This window comes from Streptomyces caelestis, from assembly GCF_014205255.1.
Classification (GTDB): domain Bacteria; phylum Actinomycetota; class Actinomycetes; order Streptomycetales; family Streptomycetaceae; genus Streptomyces; species Streptomyces caelestis.
The window spans coordinates 5085688-5103544 of the sequence record NZ_JACHNE010000001.1; the positions used below are offsets into that span (position 1 = coordinate 5085688).

The following is a 17857-nucleotide window of genomic DNA, read 5'->3' on the forward strand; positions in this document are numbered from 1 at the left end:
GGTGTGGCAATGGACGTCGGGCTCAAGCGCGAGCTGGAGGAGAAGGTCCGCTCCGGTGAGCGGCTGACTCGTGAGGACGGCATCGCGCTGTACGAGTCGGACGACCTGGCCTGGCTCGGCGGCCTCGCCCACGAGGTGCGCACGCGCAAGAACGGCGACGTCGTGCACTTCAACGTCAACCGTCACCTCAACATGACCAACGTGTGCACGGCCTCCTGCGCGTACTGCTCCTTCCAGCGCAAGCCGGGGGAGAAGGACGCGTACACGATGCGCATCGAGGAGGCCGTCAAGCTCGCGCAGGCGATGGAGAGCGAGAACCTCACCGAGCTGCACATCGTCAACGGGCTGCACCCGAACCTGCCGTGGCGCTACTACCCGCGCTCGCTGCGGGAGTTGAAGGCCGCGCTGCCGCACGTCTCGCTGAAGGCCTTCACGGCGACCGAGATCCACCACTTCGAGACCATCTCCGGGATGAGCGCGTCCGAGATCCTGGACGAGCTGATCGACGCGGGGCTGGAGTCGTTGACCGGCGGCGGTGCGGAGATCTTCGACTGGGAGGTCCGGCAGCACATCGTGGACCACCGGACCCACTGGGAGGACTGGTCCCGCATCCACCGGCTCGCGCACGAGAAGGGTCTGAAGACCCCCTGCACGATGCTGTACGGGCACATCGAGGAGCCTCGGCACCGGGTGGACCATGTGCTGCGGCTGCGTGAGCTCCAGGACGAGACCGGGGGATTCCAGGTCTTCATCCCGCTGCGCTACCAGCATGACTTCGTCGACCTGAAGGACGGCAAGGTACGCAATCGCCTTCAGGCCCGGACGCAGATGGCGACGGGGGCCGAGGCGCTGAAGACCTTCGCCGTGTCGCGGTTGCTGTTCGACAACGTGCCGCACGTCAAGGTCTTCTGGGTCATGCACGGGGTGCAGACCGCGCAGCTGGCGTTGCTGCACGGGGCGGATGACATGGACGGGTCCGTCGTCGAGTACAAGATCACGCATGACGCGGACAATTTCGGCACGCCGAACAAGTTGACGCGTGAGGATCTGCTCGACCTGATCCGTGACGCGGGGTTCCGTCCGGTGGAGCGGAACACGCGGTACGAGATCATTCGGGAGTACGAGGGGCCGGACCCGGAGCGGCGCGAATCGCCGCAGCCGATGCGGGTGTGACCCTGCGCTGGGTACCCGGCGGGCATGGTTGCCATCAAGGCGCCTGAGGACGCCTACACCGCTGAACCGTTCGTTCCGGATCGCGGCGGGTTGGCCGCTCTGCGGCGGGCCGCTGCCGAGTGCCGGGGGTGCCCGTTGCACCGGGACGCCACCCAGACCGTGTTCGGGGCCGGAGACAAGGACGCCCGCGTCATGCTCGTCGGGGAGCAGCCCGGGGACCAGGAGGACCGGCAGGGGAAGCCGTTCGTCGGGCCCGCCGGGCGGCTTCTGGACCGGGCGCTGGAGGAGGCGGGCATCGATCCCTCCGAGACCTACGTCACCAACGCGGTCAAGCACTTCAAGTTCACCCAGGCCGAGCCGCGCAAACGCCGGATCCACAAGGCTCCCACGCTGCGTGAGATGACCGCGTGCGGGCCCTGGCTGGCCGCGGAGCTCGCGGTCGTGGAGCCGGAGCTGATCGTCGTCCTGGGGGCCACCGCCGGGAAGGCGCTGCTCGGGTCCTCCTTCCGGGTCACGCAGGTGCGGGGCACGGTGCTGGAGGAGGAGATCCACGGCCGGCCGGAACGGCTGGTGCCGACGGTGCACCCGTCGTCGGTGCTGCGGGCGGACGACCGGGAGGCGGCGTACCGGGGGCTGCTGTCGGACCTCAAGGTGGCGGCGCAGGTGCTGGCGTAATAGCTACAATCGCGCCATGCCCCTTACCTTCACTTTCGATCCTGCCGTCACGCCCGACCTGCGCGACGGCATCCTCGACCTGTGGGCCGACGTCTCCAACGCCGGCGGGGCCGTCGGCTTCGTGCCGCCGGTGACGCGGGAGGACATCCGTCCCTCGCTGGTGCAGCACTTCGCGCTGATGGCGGAGGGGCGGGTCAGGCTGCTCGTCGGGCACGACGAGGAGGGGCGCGTCGCGGCGACCGCGTTCCTCACCGTCAACACGCACCACCTGATGACGCACTGGCTGTGGCTGAACACGGTGATGGCGCACCCGCGTCATCAGGGCAAGGGCTACGGGCGCGCTCTGCTGGCCGCCGCCGCGGACGCGGCCCGTGGCCTCGACGGCATCGAGGCGATCCGCCTCTCCTGCCGGGGTGGTATCGGCCTGGAGCGCTTCTACGAGTCCTGCGGCTACAAGGAGGTCGGCCGCATCCCCGGCGCGATCCGCGTGGCAACCGGCGACGACCGGGACGACGTCATCATGCTGCTGTCGCTCGCCTGAACCCCGCCTCGTACCCCCCTGCAAGATCGGCGGTCCGGCGTGCTTCACTGGACGGTGCCCCTTTGGGTGTGTTCCGGCCGTTCGAAACGGAAGAGTGGATTGAGATGCTCCGCTACACGCTGATGCGCCTCGGGATCTTCGTGGGCTGCCTCGTGGTCGTCTGGGGCCTCGTCTACTCCGGTCTCGCCCCGCGCGGCCTCGGTGCCAGCAACGGCCTGTGGGTCGTCATGCTCGCCCTGCTGCTCTCCGCGCCGATCAGTTTCGTCGTGCTGCGCAAGGAGCGGGACCGGGCGTCCGTGCAGATCGTGCAGCGGGTGGACCGGATGAAGGCCAACCTGGAGGCCAGCCGCAACCAGGAGGACGTCGCCGACGAGCCGTCCCGGGCGCAGGGCCAGACCTCGTAGGGTCCCCGTACAGGCGTACAGCGCCCCGTTTCCGAACGTCCTCGGAAACGGGGCGCTTTGGCTTGTGTGGGTGGGGCTGTGTTTCTGCCTGTCAAAGCCATGCTTTGGGGTACTCAAAGCTCTGGTGTTAAGGTCGATGTCATGAAGTCACCAGTCGCGCCGCTTATGCCCCAGAGCGTTCCGCTCGTGGCGCGCCTGCACGTGGATCTCTGTCGGTGCGCGTCCGCTACCTGTCGTCCCTGACGTAACGCAACCCCCGTCGCCTCCCACGTCAGTCCCTACGCGTCCCCCAACGGAGCCAGTCCGTGTCCTCACACACGAAGTCCTTCAAGGTGCCCTTCTGGGCCCAGATCATCGCCGGTCTCGTCCTGGGTGTGCTGCTCGGCTGGCTCGCCCGCAGCCAGGACCTGTCCTGGCTGGTCACGTCCCTGGAGAAGGTCGGCGACACGTTCATCGGCCTGCTGAAGCTCGCCGTCGCCCCGCTCGTCTTCTTCGCGATCCTGGTCTCGATCACCAACCTGCGGAAGGTCAACAACGCGGCCCGCCTGGCCTCGCGCACCCTCCTGTGGTTCATGGTCACGTCGTTGATCGCGGTGAGCATCGGCCTGGTCATCGGTCTGGTCACCAACCCGGGCGCCGGTACCGGTCTCACCCCCAAGGACGGTGCGAAGCCCGAAGACACCGGGTCCTGGATCGACTTCCTGACCGGCATCGTGCCGACCGACGTCATCACGCCGTTCACCCAGCTGAACGTGCTGCAGATCGTGTTCATGGCCGCCGTCGCCGGTGTCGCCGCCCTCCAGCTCGGCGAGAAGGCACAGCCGATCCTCACCCTGAGCGAGTCGGTCCTCGAACTGCTCCAGAAGGCGCTGTGGTGGGTCATCCGGCTCGCCCCGATCGGCACGGCCGGCCTCATCGGCCACGCCATCGCCACCTACGGCTGGGACCTGATCGGCAAGTACGCGACGTTCACCGCCGACATCTACGTCGGCTGCCTCATCGTGCTGTTCGGCGTCTACCCGACGCTGCTCGCGACCGTCGCCAAGGTCAACCCGGTCCAGTTCTTCAAGGGCGCCTGGCCCGCGATCCAGCTGGCGTTCGTCTCCCGCTCGTCCGTGGGCACGATGCCGCTGACGCAGAAGGTCACCGAGCGGCTCGGCGTGCCGAAGGAGTACGCGTCCTTCGCGGTGCCCTTCGGCGCGACCACGAAGATGGACGGTTGCGCCGCGATCTACCCGGCCATCGCCGCGATCTTCGTCGCCCAGATCTTCGACCTGCAGCTGGGCATCGGCGACTACCTGCTGATCGCGTTCGTCTCGGTGGTCGGCTCCGCCGCCACGGCCGGCCTGACCGGCTCGACGGTCATGCTGACCCTCACCCTCTCCACCCTCGGCCTGCCGATGGAGGGTGTGGGCCTGCTCCTCGCCATCGACCCGATCGTCGACATGATCCGCACCGCGACCAACGTCGCCGGCCAGGCCCTGATCCCCGTCCTGGTCTCCGCCCGCGAGAACATCCTCGACCGCGCGGCCTTCGCCACGGCCGACGGCTCCTCGCTGGACGAGCCGCGCGACGTCCGGCCCGAGCAGGTCCCCGCCGCGGCCTGACGAGCCGACGCCCCCCCCCGGCCGGCCTTCCTTCGGGTTCCCGTCCGGGGGCCGTCCGGGGGGACCGTACGCTAAGCGGTATGGGTGCCGTGAAGACCAAGCGGATGCCGCGTGCGGTCCGTGAACAGCAGATGCTGGACGCCGCCGTGCGGATCTTCGGCCAGCGCGGCTACCGGGCCGCCTCCATGGACGAGATAGCCGAACTCGCGGGCGTGTCCAAGCCGTTGGTCTACCTGTACCTGAACTCGAAGGAAGACCTCTTCACGGCCTGCATCCGCCGCGAGGCCAAGGCGCTCGTCGAGGCGGTGCGGGCCGGTGTCCGGCCCGATCTGCCCGCCGACCGGCAACTCTGGGAAGGACTCGGGGCGTTCTTCGCGCACACCGCGCGCAACCCGGACGCCTGGGCGGTCCTGCACCTCCAGGCCCGTACGCACGGCGAGCCCTTCGCCGCCGAAGTCGCCGCGATGCGCGAGGAGATCGTCGCGTTCGTGACCCAGCTGATCCTCGCCGCGGCGCGCGAGGCTCATCGCGATCCCGAACTGCCCGAACGCGAGGTCGCCGGTCTCGCCGAGGCCTTGGTCGGCGCCGCCGAGTCCCTCGCCGCCTGGGCCAACGCCACCCCGGGCGTCACGTCCCGCCAGGCCGCCACTACGATGATGAACTTCGCCTGGGCGGGCCTGGGCGACCTCATGGTGGGGCGGCCCTGGTCACCGCCGGAGGAGCAGGCGGGCCCTCAGGTGGGATAGACGTCCCCCGTCACGTGGATCCAGTCCTGTCGGCCCCGCAGTTCGAACCGGCCGTCCTCCGCCGCGTACGTCACCGTCCCGGGCAGCAGCACCGGCGCCCGGAACTCCGCGCGTACATGGCAGGAGTCCGGCGTGCCATGCGCGGCGAGGCAGCGGGCGATGGTCCACATGCCGTGCGCGATGGCCCGGGGGAAGCCGAACAGGCGGGCGGTGAGCGGGTGGAGGTGGATCGGATTGCGGTCCCCGGAGGCGGCCCCGTAGCGCCGCCCGACGTCCCCGGCGAGCCGCCACTCCGCGACGGCGGGCAGCGGCCCCCGCACCTCCTCGCGGGGAGCCTCGGCGGGCTGCCGCGTGCGGTGCCGGGCCAGGTACGTGCTGCTCGACTCCCACACCGTGCGCCCCTCGCCGCGCACCTCGGTGACGACCGTCGCCTGCGTGCCGCGCCGGTGCGGGGCCAGTTTCTCGATGTGGACGGAGAGTTCGTACGTGCCGGTCGCCGGCATCGGTCCGTGCCGGGTGATCGTGATCGACGTGTGGACGAGTCCCAGCAGCGGCAGCGGAAAGTCCCGGCCGCTCATCAGCCGCATGGCCAGGGGGAATCCCAGCACGTGCGGATAGGTCGGCGGCAGCGCGTCCTCCCCGGTCGGGAACCCGCAGACCCGCTCGTACGCCGCCAGGCGCGCGAGGTCGACGCGCAGGCCGGGCAGGACGAGCCGGGCGCGCGGGAACGGGGCGCCGGGGGCCGGGCGTTTGAAGGGGGACAGCAGGGCGCCGCGCGCGAGGAGCGGGGCGAGGGAGGGGGACCCGGTGAGGACGAGAGCGGTGTCGGCCATCACGCCCCCAGCAGGCTCTGGCCGCAGACGCGTACGACCTGCCCGTTGACCGCGCCCGAGGCCGGGTGCGCGAGCCAGGCGGTGGTCTCGGCGACATCGACCGGCAGACCGCCCTGCGCGAGGGAGTTCATGCGGCGGCCCGCCTCGCGGATGAACAGCGGGACGGCTGCCGTCATCTTCGTCTCGATGAAGCCCGGCGCGACCGCGTTGACCGTCACCCCGTGCTCGGCGAGCGCGCGCGGCGCGAGGGAGCGGACCAGGCCGACGACGCCCGCCTTGCTCGCCCCGTAGTTGGTCTGTCCCGCGTTGCCGGCGATGCCCGCGATCGAGGCGGTCGCCACGATCCGGCCGCCCCGGTTCAGCGTCCCGGCCTTCAGCAGCGCGTCCGTCGTGCGCAGCACGCTCGCCAGGTTCACCTCCAGCACCGGGATCCAGCGTTCGGCGGGCATGTTCACCAGTCGGCGGTCCCGCGTGATGCCCGCGTTGTGGACCAGCAGGTCCAGGCCGTCCGGCAGGGCCTCGGCGATGCGCGCGCCCGCGTCGGCGGCCGTGATGTCGAGGAGCAGCGCGGTGCCGCCGAGCCGGTCGGCGACGCGCCGGGCGTCCTGCTCGGCCTGCGGCACGTCGAGGACGACGACCCGGGCCCCGTCCCTCGCGAGCGTCTCGGCGACCGCCTCGCCGATGCCGCGCGCGGCACCGGTGACCAGGGCGGTGCGGCCGGCCAGGGGGCGGTTCCCGTCGACGGGAGCGGCGGGTTCCTCGCCCGCCCCGACCTCGATCACCTGGCCGCTCACATACGCCGACTTGGGCGACAGCAGGAAACGGAGGGTGGATTCGGCGGCCGGCGCGTCCGTGAGCCGGACCAGGTTCACGGTCCTGCCCCGGCCGATCTCCTTGCCGAGCGAGCGCGTGAAGCCCTCCAGGGCCTGCTGGGCCGCGGCCTGGTGATGGTCGGCCGGGTCGAGCGGCGCGCCGAGCACGACCACGCGCCCGTTCGCGGTGACGGACCGAACGACGGGGTGCAGGGCCGCGTGCACCTCGGCCAGGCCCTCGACGTCCCGCACCCCGCTCGCGTCCAGGACGACGGCGGCCGCCCGGTCGGAGCCGGCCGGGCCGATCCCCGTACGGGCGAGGACCGGCGCCAGGTCGAGGCCGGACCTGCCGGCGGTGAGGTGGCGCAGGCCGCCGTCGAGGGCGGGCCGCTCGGGGGACCAGCGGGCCAGCGCCGCGGGCTGGGGCAGGCCCAGCCGGCGGGTGAGGAAGCGGCCGGGCCCGGTGGCGGTGAAGCTCAGATAGCGGTCGGCCATGGCGACTCCCAGCTCGGATGACTGCTCACATTTGCTTACTCTGGAGTAAGGTTACCGTAGGTAAGGCTATGTCACGGACGAGGAGCGGGTCGAGATGAACCCCCAGAAGATGTCGGTGCGGCGTGTGGCGGTCGTCGGCGGAGCGCGCATCCCGTTCGCCCGCTCCGACGGCCCGTACGCCACCGCCTCCAACCAGCAGATGCTCACCGCCGCCCTCGACGGCCTGGTCGAGCGGTACGGGCTCCAGGAGCCCGGCGCGGTCGGCGAGTTCGTGGCCGGCGCGGTCCTCAAACACAGCCGCGACTTCAACCTGGCCCGCGAGACGGTCCTCGGCTCGCGCCTGCATCCCACCACCCCCGCCTACGACATCCAGCAGGCCTGCGGCACCGGACTCCAGACCGTCATCGCCGCCGCCAACAAGATCGCCCTCGGCCAGACCGAGTCGGCGGTCGCGGGCGGCGCCGACACGGCGAGCGACGCGCCCCTGGGCGTCAACGACACCCTGCGCCGCATCCTGCTTCAGGCCCGCCGGGCCACGTCGCTGGGCGGGCGCGTGAAGGCCCTGGCGAAGGTGCGCCCCGCCCACCTCGTCCCCGACATCCCGCGCAACGCCGAGCCGCGCACCGGCCTGTCCATGGGCGAACACGCCGCCGTCACCGCCCGCGCCTGGGACATCGGCCGCGAGGCGCAGGACGAACTGGCGGCGGCCAGTCACCAGCGGCTGGCGGCGGCGTACGAACGCGGCTTCTTCCAGGACCTGGTGATCCCCTTCCGTGGCCTGGCCCGCGACCAGAACCTGCGCCCCGGCTCGACCGTGGAGAAACTCGCCTCCCTCAAGCCGGTGTTCGGCCTCGACCACCCCGACCCGACCATGACGGCCGGGAACTCGACACCGCTGACGGACGGGGCCGCGACCGTCCTGCTGGCGAGCGAGGAGTGGGCCCGCGAGCGCGCCCTGGAACCGCTGGCGTACCTCACCGCGTACGAGACGGCGGCCGTCGACTTCGTCGGCGGAGACGTCGCCGGCGGCGAGGACGGGCTGCTCATGGCGCCCGCGTACGCGGTGCCGCGCATGCTGGAGCGGGCCGGACTCGGCCTGGCCGACTTCGACCTGGTGGAGATCCACGAGGCCTTCGCCTCCCAGGTGCTCGCGACGCTCGCGGCCTGGGAGAAGCGAGGTCTCGGCACGGTGGACCGCGCCCGGCTGAACGTCGCGGGCTCGTCCCTCGCCACCGGCCATCCCTTCGCCGCCACCGGCGCCCGGATCGTGGCGACCCTGGCCAAGCTGCTCGCCGAACGGGACGCGCCCGCCCGCGGGTTGATCTCGATCTGCGCGGCGGGCGGGCAGGGGGTGACGGCCGTCCTGGAGCGGGCCTGAGGGCGACGGTGCACCGAACCTGAAGGACCCTCAGGTAACCCCCGAGAATGCACAGGCCTGGCGCCGGACCATCCCCGAACCCGCACGAACCCGCCACGCGAGGCCCGTACGATCCCGTTCCTACCGGCAGTAACCCCTTTCTGGGGATTCAACCGGTTGAGCGCCTCGGCGTGCGAGGCACGTACGTATCGCAGCAAGCAGTTCCTTCGCTGCGCGCCCCAGGAGCCGCCCGTGTCCACTGCCCATCCCTCCTCCGCCTACGGCGACATGTACGGCGGACCGGTCCTGGTCGAGCCCGAGACGCGGCGGCTGGACGGGGCGGTGCGGGAGGCGTCCGTACCGCCGCTGGCGCCGCCGTGGACCTACGGGTCCCTCGCCGACCTGCCGTTCGACAACGCGAGCGCGAACCCGGACGCCGTGGCGCTCAGCCGCAAGGACGCCGACGGGCGCTGGAGCGACGTCACGGCGGCGCAGTTCGCCGGCCAGGTGCTGGCCGTGGCCAAGGGACTGATCGCCGAAGGACTGCAGCCGGGCGACCGGGTCGCGGTGATGGCCCGCACGATCTACGAGTGGACGGTCCTGGACTTCGCGGCCTGGGCGGCCGGTCTGGTCACCGTCCCCGTCTATCCCACGTCCTCCGCCTTCCAGGCCCGCTGGATCCTCCAGGACTCCGGCGCGGTCGCCCTGGTCACCGAGTTCGCCGGGCAGGCCGCCGCACTCGGCCCGGAACGCGACCGCCTGCCCGACCTCAGGCACCTGTGGGTCGTGGAGAAGGGCCACGTGGACCGGTTGGCGGAAGCCGGCGCACACCTCTCCGACCAGGAGGTCGACGTGCGGCGCGGCATGCTCGGCCCCGGCACCCTCGCCACCCTCGTCTACACCTCCGGCACCACGGGCCGCCCCAAGGGCTGCGCGCTCACCCACGGCAACTTCTTCGCCGAGGTCGACAACGCGATCGAGCTCCTCTACCCCGTCTTCAAGGCCGCGACCAGCGAGGAGGCCTCGGTCCTGCTGTTCCTGCCCATGTCCCACGTCTTCGGGCGCATGGTGGCGATCGCCTGCGTCCGCGCCCGGGTACGGCTGGGCCACGCGCCGAGCATCAAGGCGGAGCACCTGCTCCCGGACCTGGCGAGCTTCCGGCCGACGTGTCTGCTCGCCATCCCGTACATGCTGGAGAAGGTCTTCAACGCGGCCCGCGCCAAGGCCGAGGCCGGCGGCCGGGTGACGTCCTTCGACCGCGCGGTCGCGGTGGCACAGCGCTACGGCGAGGCCATGGAGGCCCAGCAGACGGGCACCGGCCCCGGCCCCTCCCGCGCCCTCAGAACCGCCCGCGCCTTCTACGACCCCCTCGTCTACCGCCGGATCCGCAACGCCATGGGCGGCCGGGTCCGCTACGCCATCTGCGGCGGCTCACCCCTGGGCCGCCGCCTGGCCGCGTTCTACGCCGGAGCCGGCATCGAGATCTTCGAGGGCTACGGCCTGACGGAGACCACGGGCGCGTCGACCGTCACCCCGCCCCTGAAGCCCCGCCTGGGCACGGTCGGCTGGCCCCTGCCCGGCACCCGCGTCCGGATCGCCGCCGACGGGGAGATCCTCCTCGCCGGCGACCACGTCCTGCGCGGCTACTGGGACCCCCAGGCCGGAGGTGTCGTACCCGCCGCCCCCGACGGCTGGCTCGCCACCGGCGACATCGGCGAACTGGACGACGAGGGCTATCTGACGATCACCGGCCGCAAGAAGGAAATGCTGATCACCGCGGGCGGCAAGAGCGTCGCCCCGGCCCCCCTGGAGAACTGGCTGCGCTCCCACCCGCTGATCTCCCAGTGCATGGTCGTGGGCGACGGCCGTCCCTTCGTCGCGGCCCTGATCACCCTGGACCCGGCCGGCATCACCCACTGGCGGCGGATGAACGGCAAACACCCCGTACCGCCCAAACTCCTCCTGGACGACGAGGAACTCCACGCCGTCATCCAGCGCGCCGTCGACGAGGCCAACAAGATGGTCTCCCGCCCGGAGTCCATCCGCCGCTTCGCGATCCTCCCCGAGGACTTCTCCGAGGAGGCGGGCCACCTGACCCCGTCGATGAAGCTCCGCCGCGAGGCGGTGCTGCGCGCCTTCGCGGCGGAAGTGGAGGGCCTGTACACGCGGTGAGGCACCTTTGCGATCTCTTCACACGGGGTTCTTGACGCCGCAAGGCGTCTGCCCGTTGGCTTTCTAGCCACCTCGTCGCGATGCTCCCCCCATCGGAAGGCACCACCAGTGAAAGCGTGTACCACCCGTCGGCCCGCTGTGCGTTCCCTCTCCATAGCCCTGGCGGTCACCGTGTCGGCCCTGTCCCTCACCGCCTGCGGGGGCGGGAGTGACGACTCCGCGGACGTGAAGAAGGGCAACGACATCACGGTGGGCCTGCTGCTGCCCGACCGGGACACGGCACGCTTCGAGAAGTTCGACTACCCCCTGATCAAGGAGGAGGTCGCCTCCCTCACCGAGAACCAGGGCAAGGTCAAGTACGCCAACGCCGAGGCGAGCGTGTCCAGACAGAGCGAGCAGTTCCAGCAGATGATCGACGACAAGGTCGACGTCATCCTGGTGGACGCGCTGAACTCCAAGGCCATCGCCTCGGACGTGCAGAAGGCCAAGGACGCCGGCATCCCGGTCATCGCCTACGACCGGCTCGCCGAGGGCCCGATCGACGCGTACGTCTCCCACGACAACGAACTCGTCGGGCAGGTGCAGGGCCGCGCCATTATCGGGGAGCTGGGCGACAAGGCCGAGAAGAGCAAGGTCGTCATGATGAACGGCGACCCCGCCGACCCGAACACGGCACGGTTCAAGGACGGCGCGCTGAGCGAGCTCCAAGGTGCGGTCGACATCGTCGAGCAGTACGACACCAAGGAGTGGAAGCCTTCGATCGCCAAGGCGAACATGAACAAGGCGATCCAGGCCGTCGGGCTGAACAACATCGCCGCCGTCTACTCCGCCAACGACGGCATGGCGGGTGCCGTCATCGAGGCGATGAAGGAAGCGGGCGCCACCAGGATCCCGCCGGTGACCGGGCAGGACGCCAACCTGGACGCGGTGCAGCGGATCGTGTCGGGGGAGCAGTACATGACCGTGTACAAGTCGTTCCTGCTGGAGGCGACCAACGCCGCGAAGATCGCGGTGGCCAAGGTCCAGGGCCGCTCGATCGAGTTCGCCGCGCTGGCCCGGGAGACGGTCGACAGCCCCACGGAGAAGGGCATCCCGGCGATGCTGGTGCCGGTGGTCGCCCTCACCAAGGACAACATCGAGGACACGGTGATCACGGACGGGGTCTACACCGTCAAGGACATCTGCACGTCCAAGTACAAGGCGGACTGCGAGGCGATCGGCCTCGAGTAGAACCTCTTGACTTCGCGGGGTGCCCGCGCGACATTCCCCACCCCTTGAGGTATCCCGTCGCGCTGGAGCCGTCATGACCCCTGACATGAACTCCGCACCATCCGCTGGTTCCCCTTCCGCTGCCCCTTCTGCTTCTCCTTCCCGAAGACGAGTGCTGGCCGGGGCCGCGGGTGCCGGCCTCGCGGTCGCCGCCGGAGTGCAACAGGGCGCCCACGGCGCCGACTTACCCCCGCTCGGTACGTACGACGTCGTCGTCATCGGCTCCGGCGCGGCCGGGATGACCGCCGCGCTGACCGCCGCCGGGCAGGGGCTGAGCTGCGTCGTCGTGGAAAAGGCCTCGACCTTCGGCGGCTCGACCGCCCGCTCCGGCGCCGGGATCTGGATCCCGAACAACCCGGTGATCCTCGCGGCCGGCGTCCCCGACACCCCGGCCAAGGCCGCCGCCTACCTCGCCGCCGTCGTCGGCCCGGACGTCCCCGCCGACCGGCAGCGCGCCTTCCTCACCCACGGCCCGGCGACGATCTCCTACGTCATGGCCCACAGCCCCCTGCGCTTCCGCTGGATGGAGGGCTACAGCGACTACTACCCCGAACTGCCCGGCGGCCTGGCGAACGGCCGCTCCATCGAGCCCGACCAGCTCGACGGCACGCTCCTCGGCGCCGAACTGGCCCGTCTGAACCCGCCGTACATGGACGTCCCCGCCGGCATGGTGGTCTTCAGCGCGGATTACAAGTGGCTGGCCCTGGCCGCCGTGAACGCCAAGGGCGCGGCCGTTTCCGCACAGTGTCTGGCGCGGGGGACAGCGGCTGCCCTGCGGGGCGAGAAGCCGCTGACCATGGGCCAGGCCCTGGCGGCGGGCCTGCGCGCGGGGCTGCGGTCCGCGGGTGTACCGGTGTGGCTGAACACGGCGTTGACGGAGCTGCACGTCGAGAACGACAGGGTCACCGGAGCCGTGGTCACCCGCGACGGCGCACCCGGCCTGATCCGGGCCCGCCGGGGCGTGATCGTCGGCTCCGGCGGCTTCGAGCACAACGCGGAGATGCGGGACCGCTACCAGCGCCGGCCCATCGGCACGGACTGGACCGTCGGCGCCAAGGAGAACACCGGCGACGGCATCCGGGCGGGGGAGCGGCTCGGCGCGGCGCTCGACCTGATGGACGACGCCTGGTGGGGCCCGGCGATCCCGATCCCGGGCCAGCCCTACTTCTGCCTCGCCGAACGCACCCTCCCCGGCGGGCTGCTGGTGAACGGATCGGGCAGACGCTTCGTCAACGAGGCCGCGCCCTACAGCGACGTCGTCCACACCATGTACGACGTCCACGCCACCGACCCGGCCATCCCGTCCTGGCTGATCGTCGACCAGAACTACCGCAACCGGTACCTCTTCAAGGACGTCCTGCCCACTCTGCCCCTCCCCGACGCCTGGTACGACTCGGGCGCCGCGCACAAGGCCTGGACCCTGGACGCCCTGGCCACGTCGATCGGCGTCCCGGCGGCGGCCCTGCGCACCACGGTCGACCGCTTCAACTCCCAGGCACGGCAGGGCGAGGACCCCGACTTCCACCGCGGCGACAGCGCCTACGACCACTACTACACGGACCCGTCGGTCCTCCCGAACCCCTGCCTGGCCCCTCTCCGCCTGCCTCCGTACCACGCCTTCCGTATCGTCCCCGGCGACCTCGGCACGAAAGGCGGCATGCGCACGGACGCCCGGGCCCGCGTCCTGCGCCCCGACGGCTCGGTGATCCCGGGCCTGTACGCGGCGGGCAACGCCAGCGCGGCGGTGATGGGCCACAGCTACGCGGGCGCGGGCTCGACCATCGGACCGGCGATGACGTTCGGGTATATCGCGGCGAAGGATGCCGCGGGGGTTCTGTAAGAGGTACGGAGGTCCCCTAGGGCGTCGGCCGCGGCGGCTTGCGGGCCACCAGGCACGCCTGGGGGACCCGCTCCCCGAGCGCCTCGTCGGGCTCCCGGAGGGTCCGGGAGCGCAGGACGAAACCGGCGGCTTCCAGCAGGGCGGCGATCCGCTCCGGCCGGCGCCGCCGGAAGGTCAGCGCCACCGGGTGCCCGAAGGCCTCCTCGTAGCGGCGGGGCTCGTCACCGGCCTGGAAGCCGAGAAGCAGATGCCCTCCGGGCCGCAGGACGCGGCCGAACTCGGCGAAGACGTCCGGCAGCCGGTCGAGCGGGGTGTGGATGGTCGAGTACCAGGACACGACACCGTCGAGCGAGCCGTCGGGCAGGTCCAGCTCCAGCATCGAGCCCCGCTCGAACCGCAGACCGGGATGCTCGCGGCGGGCGATCGCGAGCATCGACTCCGACAGGTCCAGTCCGAACACGGACAGCCCCCGTGACGCCAGGTACGCCGTCACCCGCCCGGGCCCGCACCCGAGGTCGGCGACCTCGCCCCCCTCACCCACGAGCTCCGCGAACCCGTACAGCAGCCCCAGGTCCAACGGCATGGCCACGGGCGGGTCGCTGAAGTGGACGGCGTAGTCCTCCGCCACGGCGTCGTAGAAGACACGGGTCTCGGTCAGGAAGTCGGCTTCTGTCATGGCCCGACCCTATGGCGGGGCACTGACACCGCCGGCCCGGACCGCGAGGGCCCGTCGCCCCAGCCCTACCGGGTCGGCCCGTCCCCCCGGTCCTCGCCCGCCTGCCGCGCCCCGAGCCCGGCCCCCGCGCCGATCGCCGTGCCCAGGCCGAGGCCCAGGGCCAGGCCCAGGCCGATGTTGTCGAAGACGGTCAGGCCCAGGGCGAGTCCTACGGCCGTGCCGAGGGACAGGCCGAGGGACAGTCCGAGAGGCAGGTTCGATGCCAGGCGCTTGTCGGCGGGGGTGTCGCTGCCTTCCCCGCCGTTCTCCGGGTCTCTCTTCATCCGGGCATCCTCGCATGCCCCACGGGCAGAATTCGCCGGAAATTCACGGGGGCGTAAGGAGGCGCGTACGGGAGAAAAGGCAGGAGCCCCGCCGCCTGACGGCGCGGGGCTCCTTGGGTACTACTGATCAGACCGGCGTGACGTTCTCAGCCTGCGGACCCTTCGGGCCCTGCGTGACGTCGAAAGACACCTGCTGGTTCTCCTCGAGCGAGCGGAAGCCGCTCGCGTTGATCGCGGAGTAGTGGACGAAGACGTCGGGGCCGCCGCCCTCCTGGGCGATGAAACCAAAGCCCTTTTCGGCGTTGAACCACTTCACGGTTCCGGTAGCCATAAGCCCTCCTTGGGCCCAAAAGGGTTGCCCTGCTCCAGAACCAGCAAGTGTGAAGATGAATTCTGCACAACTGCATACGTCTGAGAATGACGAGAGCCCGCGGTCACATGCTCCGCAGGCTCTGTACTGCAAGGGAAACCAAACTGCAACTTGCGATGAGCCTAGCACGCGGCTCCCGGAATGCAATAGGGGTCAAGATCACGTCACCCGAATGTTTGAACATCCCCCCGCCGACTGGCGGAGCGGGCGCCGGCCGCCGGTCACGGGCCCGCGGCGGGGCCGGGCGCCGGCCCGTACGCCGCGAGGGCTAGCCTCACGATGTGGACAATCCTCGCACCCGGCCGCGCGTCGGCCACATCCAGTTCCTGAACTGCCTGCCCTTGTACTGGGGGCTCGCCAGGACGGGCACGCTCCTCGACTTCGAGCTCACGAAGGACACCCCGGAGAAGCTCAGCGAGAAGCTGGTGCAGGGCGATCTCGACATCGCCCCGATCACCCTGGTCGAGTTCCTCAAGCACGCCGACCAACTGGTCGCCTTCCCCGACATCGCCGTCGGCTGCGACGGCCCGGTCATGTCCTGCGTGATCGTCTCGCAGGTCCCGCTGGACCGGCTGGACGGCGCCCGCGTGGCCCTCGGCTCGACCTCCCGCACCTCCGTCCGCCTCGCCCAGCTGCTCCTCGCCGAGCGCTACGGCGTACGGCCCGACTACTACACGTGCCCGCCCGATCTCAGCCTGATGATGCAGGAGGCCGAGGCGGCCGTCCTCATCGGCGACGCGGCGCTGCGCGCGAACATGCTCGACGGCCCGCGCTTCGGCCTGGACGTGCACGACCTGGGCCAGCTGTGGAAGGAGTGGACGGGGCTGCCGTTCGTCTTCGCGGTATGGGCGGCGCGCCGCGACTACCTGGAGCGTGAGCCCGTCCTCACCCGCCGGGTGCACGAGGCCTTCCTCGCCTCCCGCAACCTCTCCCTGGAGGAGGTCGGCAAGGTCGCCGAGCAGGCCGCCCGCTGGGAGGACTTCGACGAGGAGACCCTCGCCCAGTACTTCACGACGCTCGACTTCCGCTTCGGCGGCCCGCAGCTGGCGGCGGTCGCCGAGTTCGCCCGGCGCGTCGGCCCGACGACCGGCTTCCCCGCGGACGTGAAGGTGGACCTGCTCCAGCCGTGAGCGGGCCGGTGCTCCCGCACTACTCTGCTGAGGAGTGCGCGCGTTGGGGGGCCGGCGAGGGCCTGCGGGCGCCTACGGGGGAGGGGTGACGCCATGCGGCCGCTCGAAGTCGACGAACCACCGTCGTGGGGCCCTACCGGCTGCTCGGCCGGCTGGGCTCCGGCGGCATGGGCCGGGTCTACCTGGGCCGCAGCGCCGGCGGCCGTACGGTCGCGGTGAAGATCGTCCATCCGCACTTCGCCCTGGACGAGGAGTTCCGCGCCCTCCCCCGAGCTCTCGGCTGCGCTCGAGCAGGGGGGACCCCCACCGCCGCGAGGTCGACGCCGCCCGCCGGGTCGGCGGCGCCTGGACGGCACCCGTCCTGGACGCCGACCCGGACGCGCGGGTGCCCTGGGTGGCGACGGCGTACGCGGCGGGCCCCTCGCTGTCGGCCGCGGTCGCCGAGGGCGGCGCGCTGCCGGCCCGCACCGTACGGGTGCTGGGAGCGGGGCCGGCCGAGGCGCTGGCGGCGGTGCACGAGCTGGGCCTGGTCCACCGGGACGTGAAGCCGTCGAACGTACTGCCCGCTCGACACCTTCCGGATCACCGTCCAGCAGGCCGCCGTCGGCCAGGAGTTGGGCCGCCTCCGCCAGACCGACCAGCTCGGCGGCGGCTGCGTCGACGTCCTGGCCCTGAAGCAGGTGACGAAGAAGGAGCTCGTCGCGACGTCGGTCGGCGCGAAGACCAACCACAGGGGCTGCGACCCGGCCTCCACGACCGTGCGCCTCACGCCGGTGGGTGACGATCTCCAGTACCGGTCGGAGAGCGAGAACTCGGGGCGTCCTCAGGCTCGGATGTCGAAGGTGCGGTAGCGGAGGACCTGCGGACGTGCCGGGCGAACAGGCCGATGAGGAGCGCGATCACGGAGAGGGTGGCGGCCAGGCCGACAGCCCACAGCCACGGGTAGTGCACATGCACCCAGCAGGGCCCGCCCTCGCTGTAGCAGTCGTAGTCCCAGTCGCGGCGCCGCTTGGGCCGTACGGTCGCCATGATCGCCCCGGCGACCAGGTACCCCGCGGCCAGGCCGGGCAGGGAGGCGACCGCCCAGGCCAGCGAACGCGGCTTGCTCTTCTTCCAGTCCATCAGGATCAACGGCCACACCCAGGCGATGAACACCAGCGGCACGAGGGCACCGACCGTGCCGGCGAAGACGTACGCACCGCCGGGTCACACGGGGGCGACGTCGCCCCAGAGCTCGTGGCCCCAGTACGTCTCGAAGAGGACCAGCGGCATCAGCAGGACGACGAAACCGGGGAGCACCACGCAGCCCCAGGCACAGCCCCAGTCCCGCTTCTTCGCCCCATCGGCGTCCGGCCGGCCCGGCCGGTGCTCGTACCGCAGCGCGGCCCCCGCCGCCTTCCTCCGCTTCGGCTTCGCCGATCCCCTGGACAACGC

Annotated in this window: 19 protein-coding genes and 1 pseudogene; 13 read left to right on the forward strand and 7 right to left on the reverse strand. The window is 71.3% G+C overall.

Translation table 11 applies throughout. The features are described 5' to 3' along the window. The first annotated feature begins 9 nt into the window (after window positions 1–9). The 7 genes from mqnE (at window position 10) to HDA41_RS23335 (ending at window position 5146) form a co-directional block, all read left to right on the forward strand. Complete coding sequence (mqnE, locus tag HDA41_RS23310; RefSeq protein WP_184986841.1) at window positions 10–1173, forward strand: aminofutalosine synthase MqnE; 1164 nt, start codon at window positions 10–12, stop codon at window positions 1171–1173. Between the two features lie 24 nt (window positions 1174–1197). Next, on the forward strand, window positions 1198–1848 hold the full coding sequence (locus tag HDA41_RS23315; protein WP_184986843.1) for a UdgX family uracil-DNA binding protein: 651 nt from the start codon (window positions 1198–1200) through the stop codon (window positions 1846–1848). Between the two features lie 16 nt (window positions 1849–1864). Next, window positions 1865–2389, forward strand: a complete 525-nt coding sequence (locus HDA41_RS23320; RefSeq protein WP_184986846.1) for a GNAT family N-acetyltransferase — start codon at window positions 1865–1867, stop codon at window positions 2387–2389. Between the two features lie 104 nt (window positions 2390–2493). Then, window positions 2494–2793, forward strand: coding sequence for a DUF4229 domain-containing protein (locus HDA41_RS23325; RefSeq protein WP_184986848.1), 300 nt, complete (start codon window positions 2494–2496; stop codon window positions 2791–2793). Window positions 2794–2958: 165 nt separating this feature from the next. Beyond that, on the forward strand, window positions 2959–3036 hold the full coding sequence (locus tag HDA41_RS42325) for a putative leader peptide (protein ID WP_311772209.1): 78 nt from the start codon (window positions 2959–2961) through the stop codon (window positions 3034–3036). 62 nt (window positions 3037–3098) lie between these two features. Then, on the forward strand, window positions 3099–4400 hold the full coding sequence (locus tag HDA41_RS23330) for a dicarboxylate/amino acid:cation symporter (RefSeq protein ID WP_184986850.1): 1302 nt from the start codon (window positions 3099–3101) through the stop codon (window positions 4398–4400). An 80-nt stretch (window positions 4401–4480) separates the two neighbouring features. Then, window positions 4481–5146 (forward strand): TetR/AcrR family transcriptional regulator, encoded by a 666-nt coding sequence (locus HDA41_RS23335; protein WP_184986852.1) that lies wholly within the window; start codon window positions 4481–4483, stop codon window positions 5144–5146. Here the strand turns inward: HDA41_RS23335 and HDA41_RS23340 are convergent. Together HDA41_RS23340 and HDA41_RS23345 are read right to left on the reverse strand one after the other, a co-directional pair. Further along, window positions 5134–5979 (reverse strand): MaoC family dehydratase, encoded by an 846-nt coding sequence (locus tag HDA41_RS23340; RefSeq protein ID WP_184986854.1) that lies wholly within the window; start codon window positions 5977–5979, stop codon window positions 5134–5136. The two genes, HDA41_RS23335 and HDA41_RS23340, sit on opposite strands and share 13 nt — an antisense overlap. Continuing rightward, window positions 5979–7286 carry a 3-oxoacyl-ACP reductase gene (locus HDA41_RS23345; protein ID WP_184986856.1) on the reverse strand — a complete coding sequence of 436 codons (1308 nt, stop codon included), beginning with the start codon at window positions 7284–7286 and terminating at the stop codon, window positions 5979–5981. The genes HDA41_RS23340 and HDA41_RS23345 overlap by 1 nt, the downstream gene beginning before the upstream one ends. A gap of 94 nt (window positions 7287–7380) precedes the next feature. Between HDA41_RS23345 and HDA41_RS23350 the strand changes: the two genes are divergently transcribed. The 4 genes from HDA41_RS23350 to kstD all read left to right on the forward strand — a co-directional run bounded on the left by HDA41_RS23350 (window position 7381) and on the right by kstD (window position 13924). Continuing rightward, entirely contained in the window at window positions 7381–8664 is a 1284-nt protein-coding gene (locus tag HDA41_RS23350) for an acetyl-CoA C-acetyltransferase (RefSeq protein ID WP_184986858.1), read from the forward strand. A 267-nt stretch (window positions 8665–8931) separates the two neighbouring features. Then, window positions 8932–10815 carry an AMP-dependent synthetase/ligase gene (locus tag HDA41_RS23355; protein ID WP_221512458.1) on the forward strand — a complete coding sequence of 628 codons (1884 nt, stop codon included), beginning with the start codon at window positions 8932–8934 and terminating at the stop codon, window positions 10813–10815. A 138-nt stretch (window positions 10816–10953) separates the two neighbouring features. After that, a complete protein-coding gene (locus HDA41_RS23360; protein WP_184986862.1) occupies window positions 10954–12045 on the forward strand; it encodes a sugar ABC transporter substrate-binding protein in 1092 nt (363 codons plus the stop codon). 85 nt (window positions 12046–12130) lie between these two features. Further along, window positions 12131–13924, forward strand: coding sequence for a 3-oxosteroid 1-dehydrogenase (gene kstD, locus HDA41_RS23365; RefSeq protein WP_184993662.1), 1794 nt, complete (start codon window positions 12131–12133; stop codon window positions 13922–13924). A gap of 16 nt (window positions 13925–13940) precedes the next feature. On the opposite strand, the gene HDA41_RS23370 is transcribed toward kstD, so the two are convergent. The 3 genes from HDA41_RS23370 to HDA41_RS23380 all read right to left on the reverse strand — a co-directional run bounded on the left by HDA41_RS23370 (window position 13941) and on the right by HDA41_RS23380 (window position 15254). Next, on the reverse strand, window positions 13941–14600 hold the full coding sequence (locus HDA41_RS23370) for a class I SAM-dependent methyltransferase (RefSeq protein ID WP_184986864.1): 660 nt from the start codon (window positions 14598–14600) through the stop codon (window positions 13941–13943). Between the two features lie 65 nt (window positions 14601–14665). Beyond that, window positions 14666–14923 carry a glycine zipper domain-containing protein gene (locus HDA41_RS23375; protein WP_184986867.1) on the reverse strand — a complete coding sequence of 86 codons (258 nt, stop codon included), beginning with the start codon at window positions 14921–14923 and terminating at the stop codon, window positions 14666–14668. Between the two features lie 127 nt (window positions 14924–15050). Then, window positions 15051–15254, reverse strand: a complete 204-nt coding sequence (locus HDA41_RS23380; RefSeq protein WP_003992177.1) for a cold-shock protein — start codon at window positions 15252–15254, stop codon at window positions 15051–15053. A gap of 320 nt (window positions 15255–15574) precedes the next feature. Here HDA41_RS23380 and HDA41_RS23385 point away from each other — a divergent pair, with 320 nt between their 5' ends. Both HDA41_RS23385 and HDA41_RS41470 read left to right on the forward strand, forming a co-directional pair. Continuing rightward, window positions 15575–16423: a menaquinone biosynthetic enzyme MqnA/MqnD family protein gene (locus HDA41_RS23385; RefSeq protein ID WP_184986869.1), complete on the forward strand. Its 849-nt coding sequence runs from the start codon at window positions 15575–15577 to the stop codon at window positions 16421–16423. Window positions 16424–16516: 93 nt separating this feature from the next. Beyond that, a pseudogene (locus HDA41_RS41470) lies at window positions 16517–16985 on the forward strand (protein kinase domain-containing protein); the annotation flags it as partial. A 203-nt stretch (window positions 16986–17188) separates the two neighbouring features. On the opposite strand, the gene HDA41_RS23390 reads toward HDA41_RS41470, so the two are convergent. Further along, entirely contained in the window at window positions 17189–17587 is a 399-nt protein-coding gene (locus HDA41_RS23390; RefSeq protein WP_184986871.1) for a hypothetical protein, read from the reverse strand. Between the two features lie 42 nt (window positions 17588–17629). Continuing rightward, window positions 17630–17854 (reverse strand): hypothetical protein, encoded by a 225-nt coding sequence (locus HDA41_RS23395; RefSeq protein ID WP_184986873.1) that lies wholly within the window; start codon window positions 17852–17854, stop codon window positions 17630–17632. Window positions 17855–17857 lie beyond the last annotated feature (3 nt).

Bases quoted from the DNA above. Each gene is read 5' to 3' on its own strand.
- HDA41_RS23370 (WP_184986864.1), bottom strand. From the start codon at position 14,600: ATGACAGAAGCCGACTTCCTGACCGAGACCCGTGTCTTCTACGACGCC.
- HDA41_RS23375 (WP_184986867.1), bottom strand. From the start codon at position 14,923: ATGAAGAGAGACCCGGAGAACGGCGGGGAAGGCAGCGACACCCCCGCC.
- mqnE (WP_184986841.1), top strand. From the start codon at position 10: ATGGACGTCGGGCTCAAGCGCGAGCTGGAGGAGAAGGTCCGCTCCGGT.
- kstD (WP_184993662.1), top strand. From the start codon at position 12,131: ATGAACTCCGCACCATCCGCTGGTTCCCCTTCCGCTGCCCCTTCTGCT.
- HDA41_RS23320 (WP_184986846.1), top strand. From the start codon at position 1,865: ATGCCCCTTACCTTCACTTTCGATCCTGCCGTCACGCCCGACCTGCGC.
- HDA41_RS23335 (WP_184986852.1), top strand. From the start codon at position 4,481: ATGGGTGCCGTGAAGACCAAGCGGATGCCGCGTGCGGTCCGTGAACAG.
- HDA41_RS23355 (WP_221512458.1), top strand. From the start codon at position 8,932: ATGTACGGCGGACCGGTCCTGGTCGAGCCCGAGACGCGGCGGCTGGAC.
- HDA41_RS23315 (WP_184986843.1), top strand. From the start codon at position 1,198: ATGGTTGCCATCAAGGCGCCTGAGGACGCCTACACCGCTGAACCGTTC.
- HDA41_RS23350 (WP_184986858.1), top strand. From the start codon at position 7,381: ATGAACCCCCAGAAGATGTCGGTGCGGCGTGTGGCGGTCGTCGGCGGA.
- HDA41_RS42325 (WP_311772209.1), top strand. From the start codon at position 2,959: ATGCCCCAGAGCGTTCCGCTCGTGGCGCGCCTGCACGTGGATCTCTGT.
- HDA41_RS23380 (WP_003992177.1), bottom strand. From the start codon at position 15,254: ATGGCTACCGGAACCGTGAAGTGGTTCAACGCCGAAAAGGGCTTTGGT.
- HDA41_RS23340 (WP_184986854.1), bottom strand. From the start codon at position 5,979: ATGGCCGACACCGCTCTCGTCCTCACCGGGTCCCCCTCCCTCGCCCCG.
- HDA41_RS23345 (WP_184986856.1), bottom strand. From the start codon at position 7,286: ATGGCCGACCGCTATCTGAGCTTCACCGCCACCGGGCCCGGCCGCTTC.
- HDA41_RS23325 (WP_184986848.1), top strand. From the start codon at position 2,494: ATGCTCCGCTACACGCTGATGCGCCTCGGGATCTTCGTGGGCTGCCTC.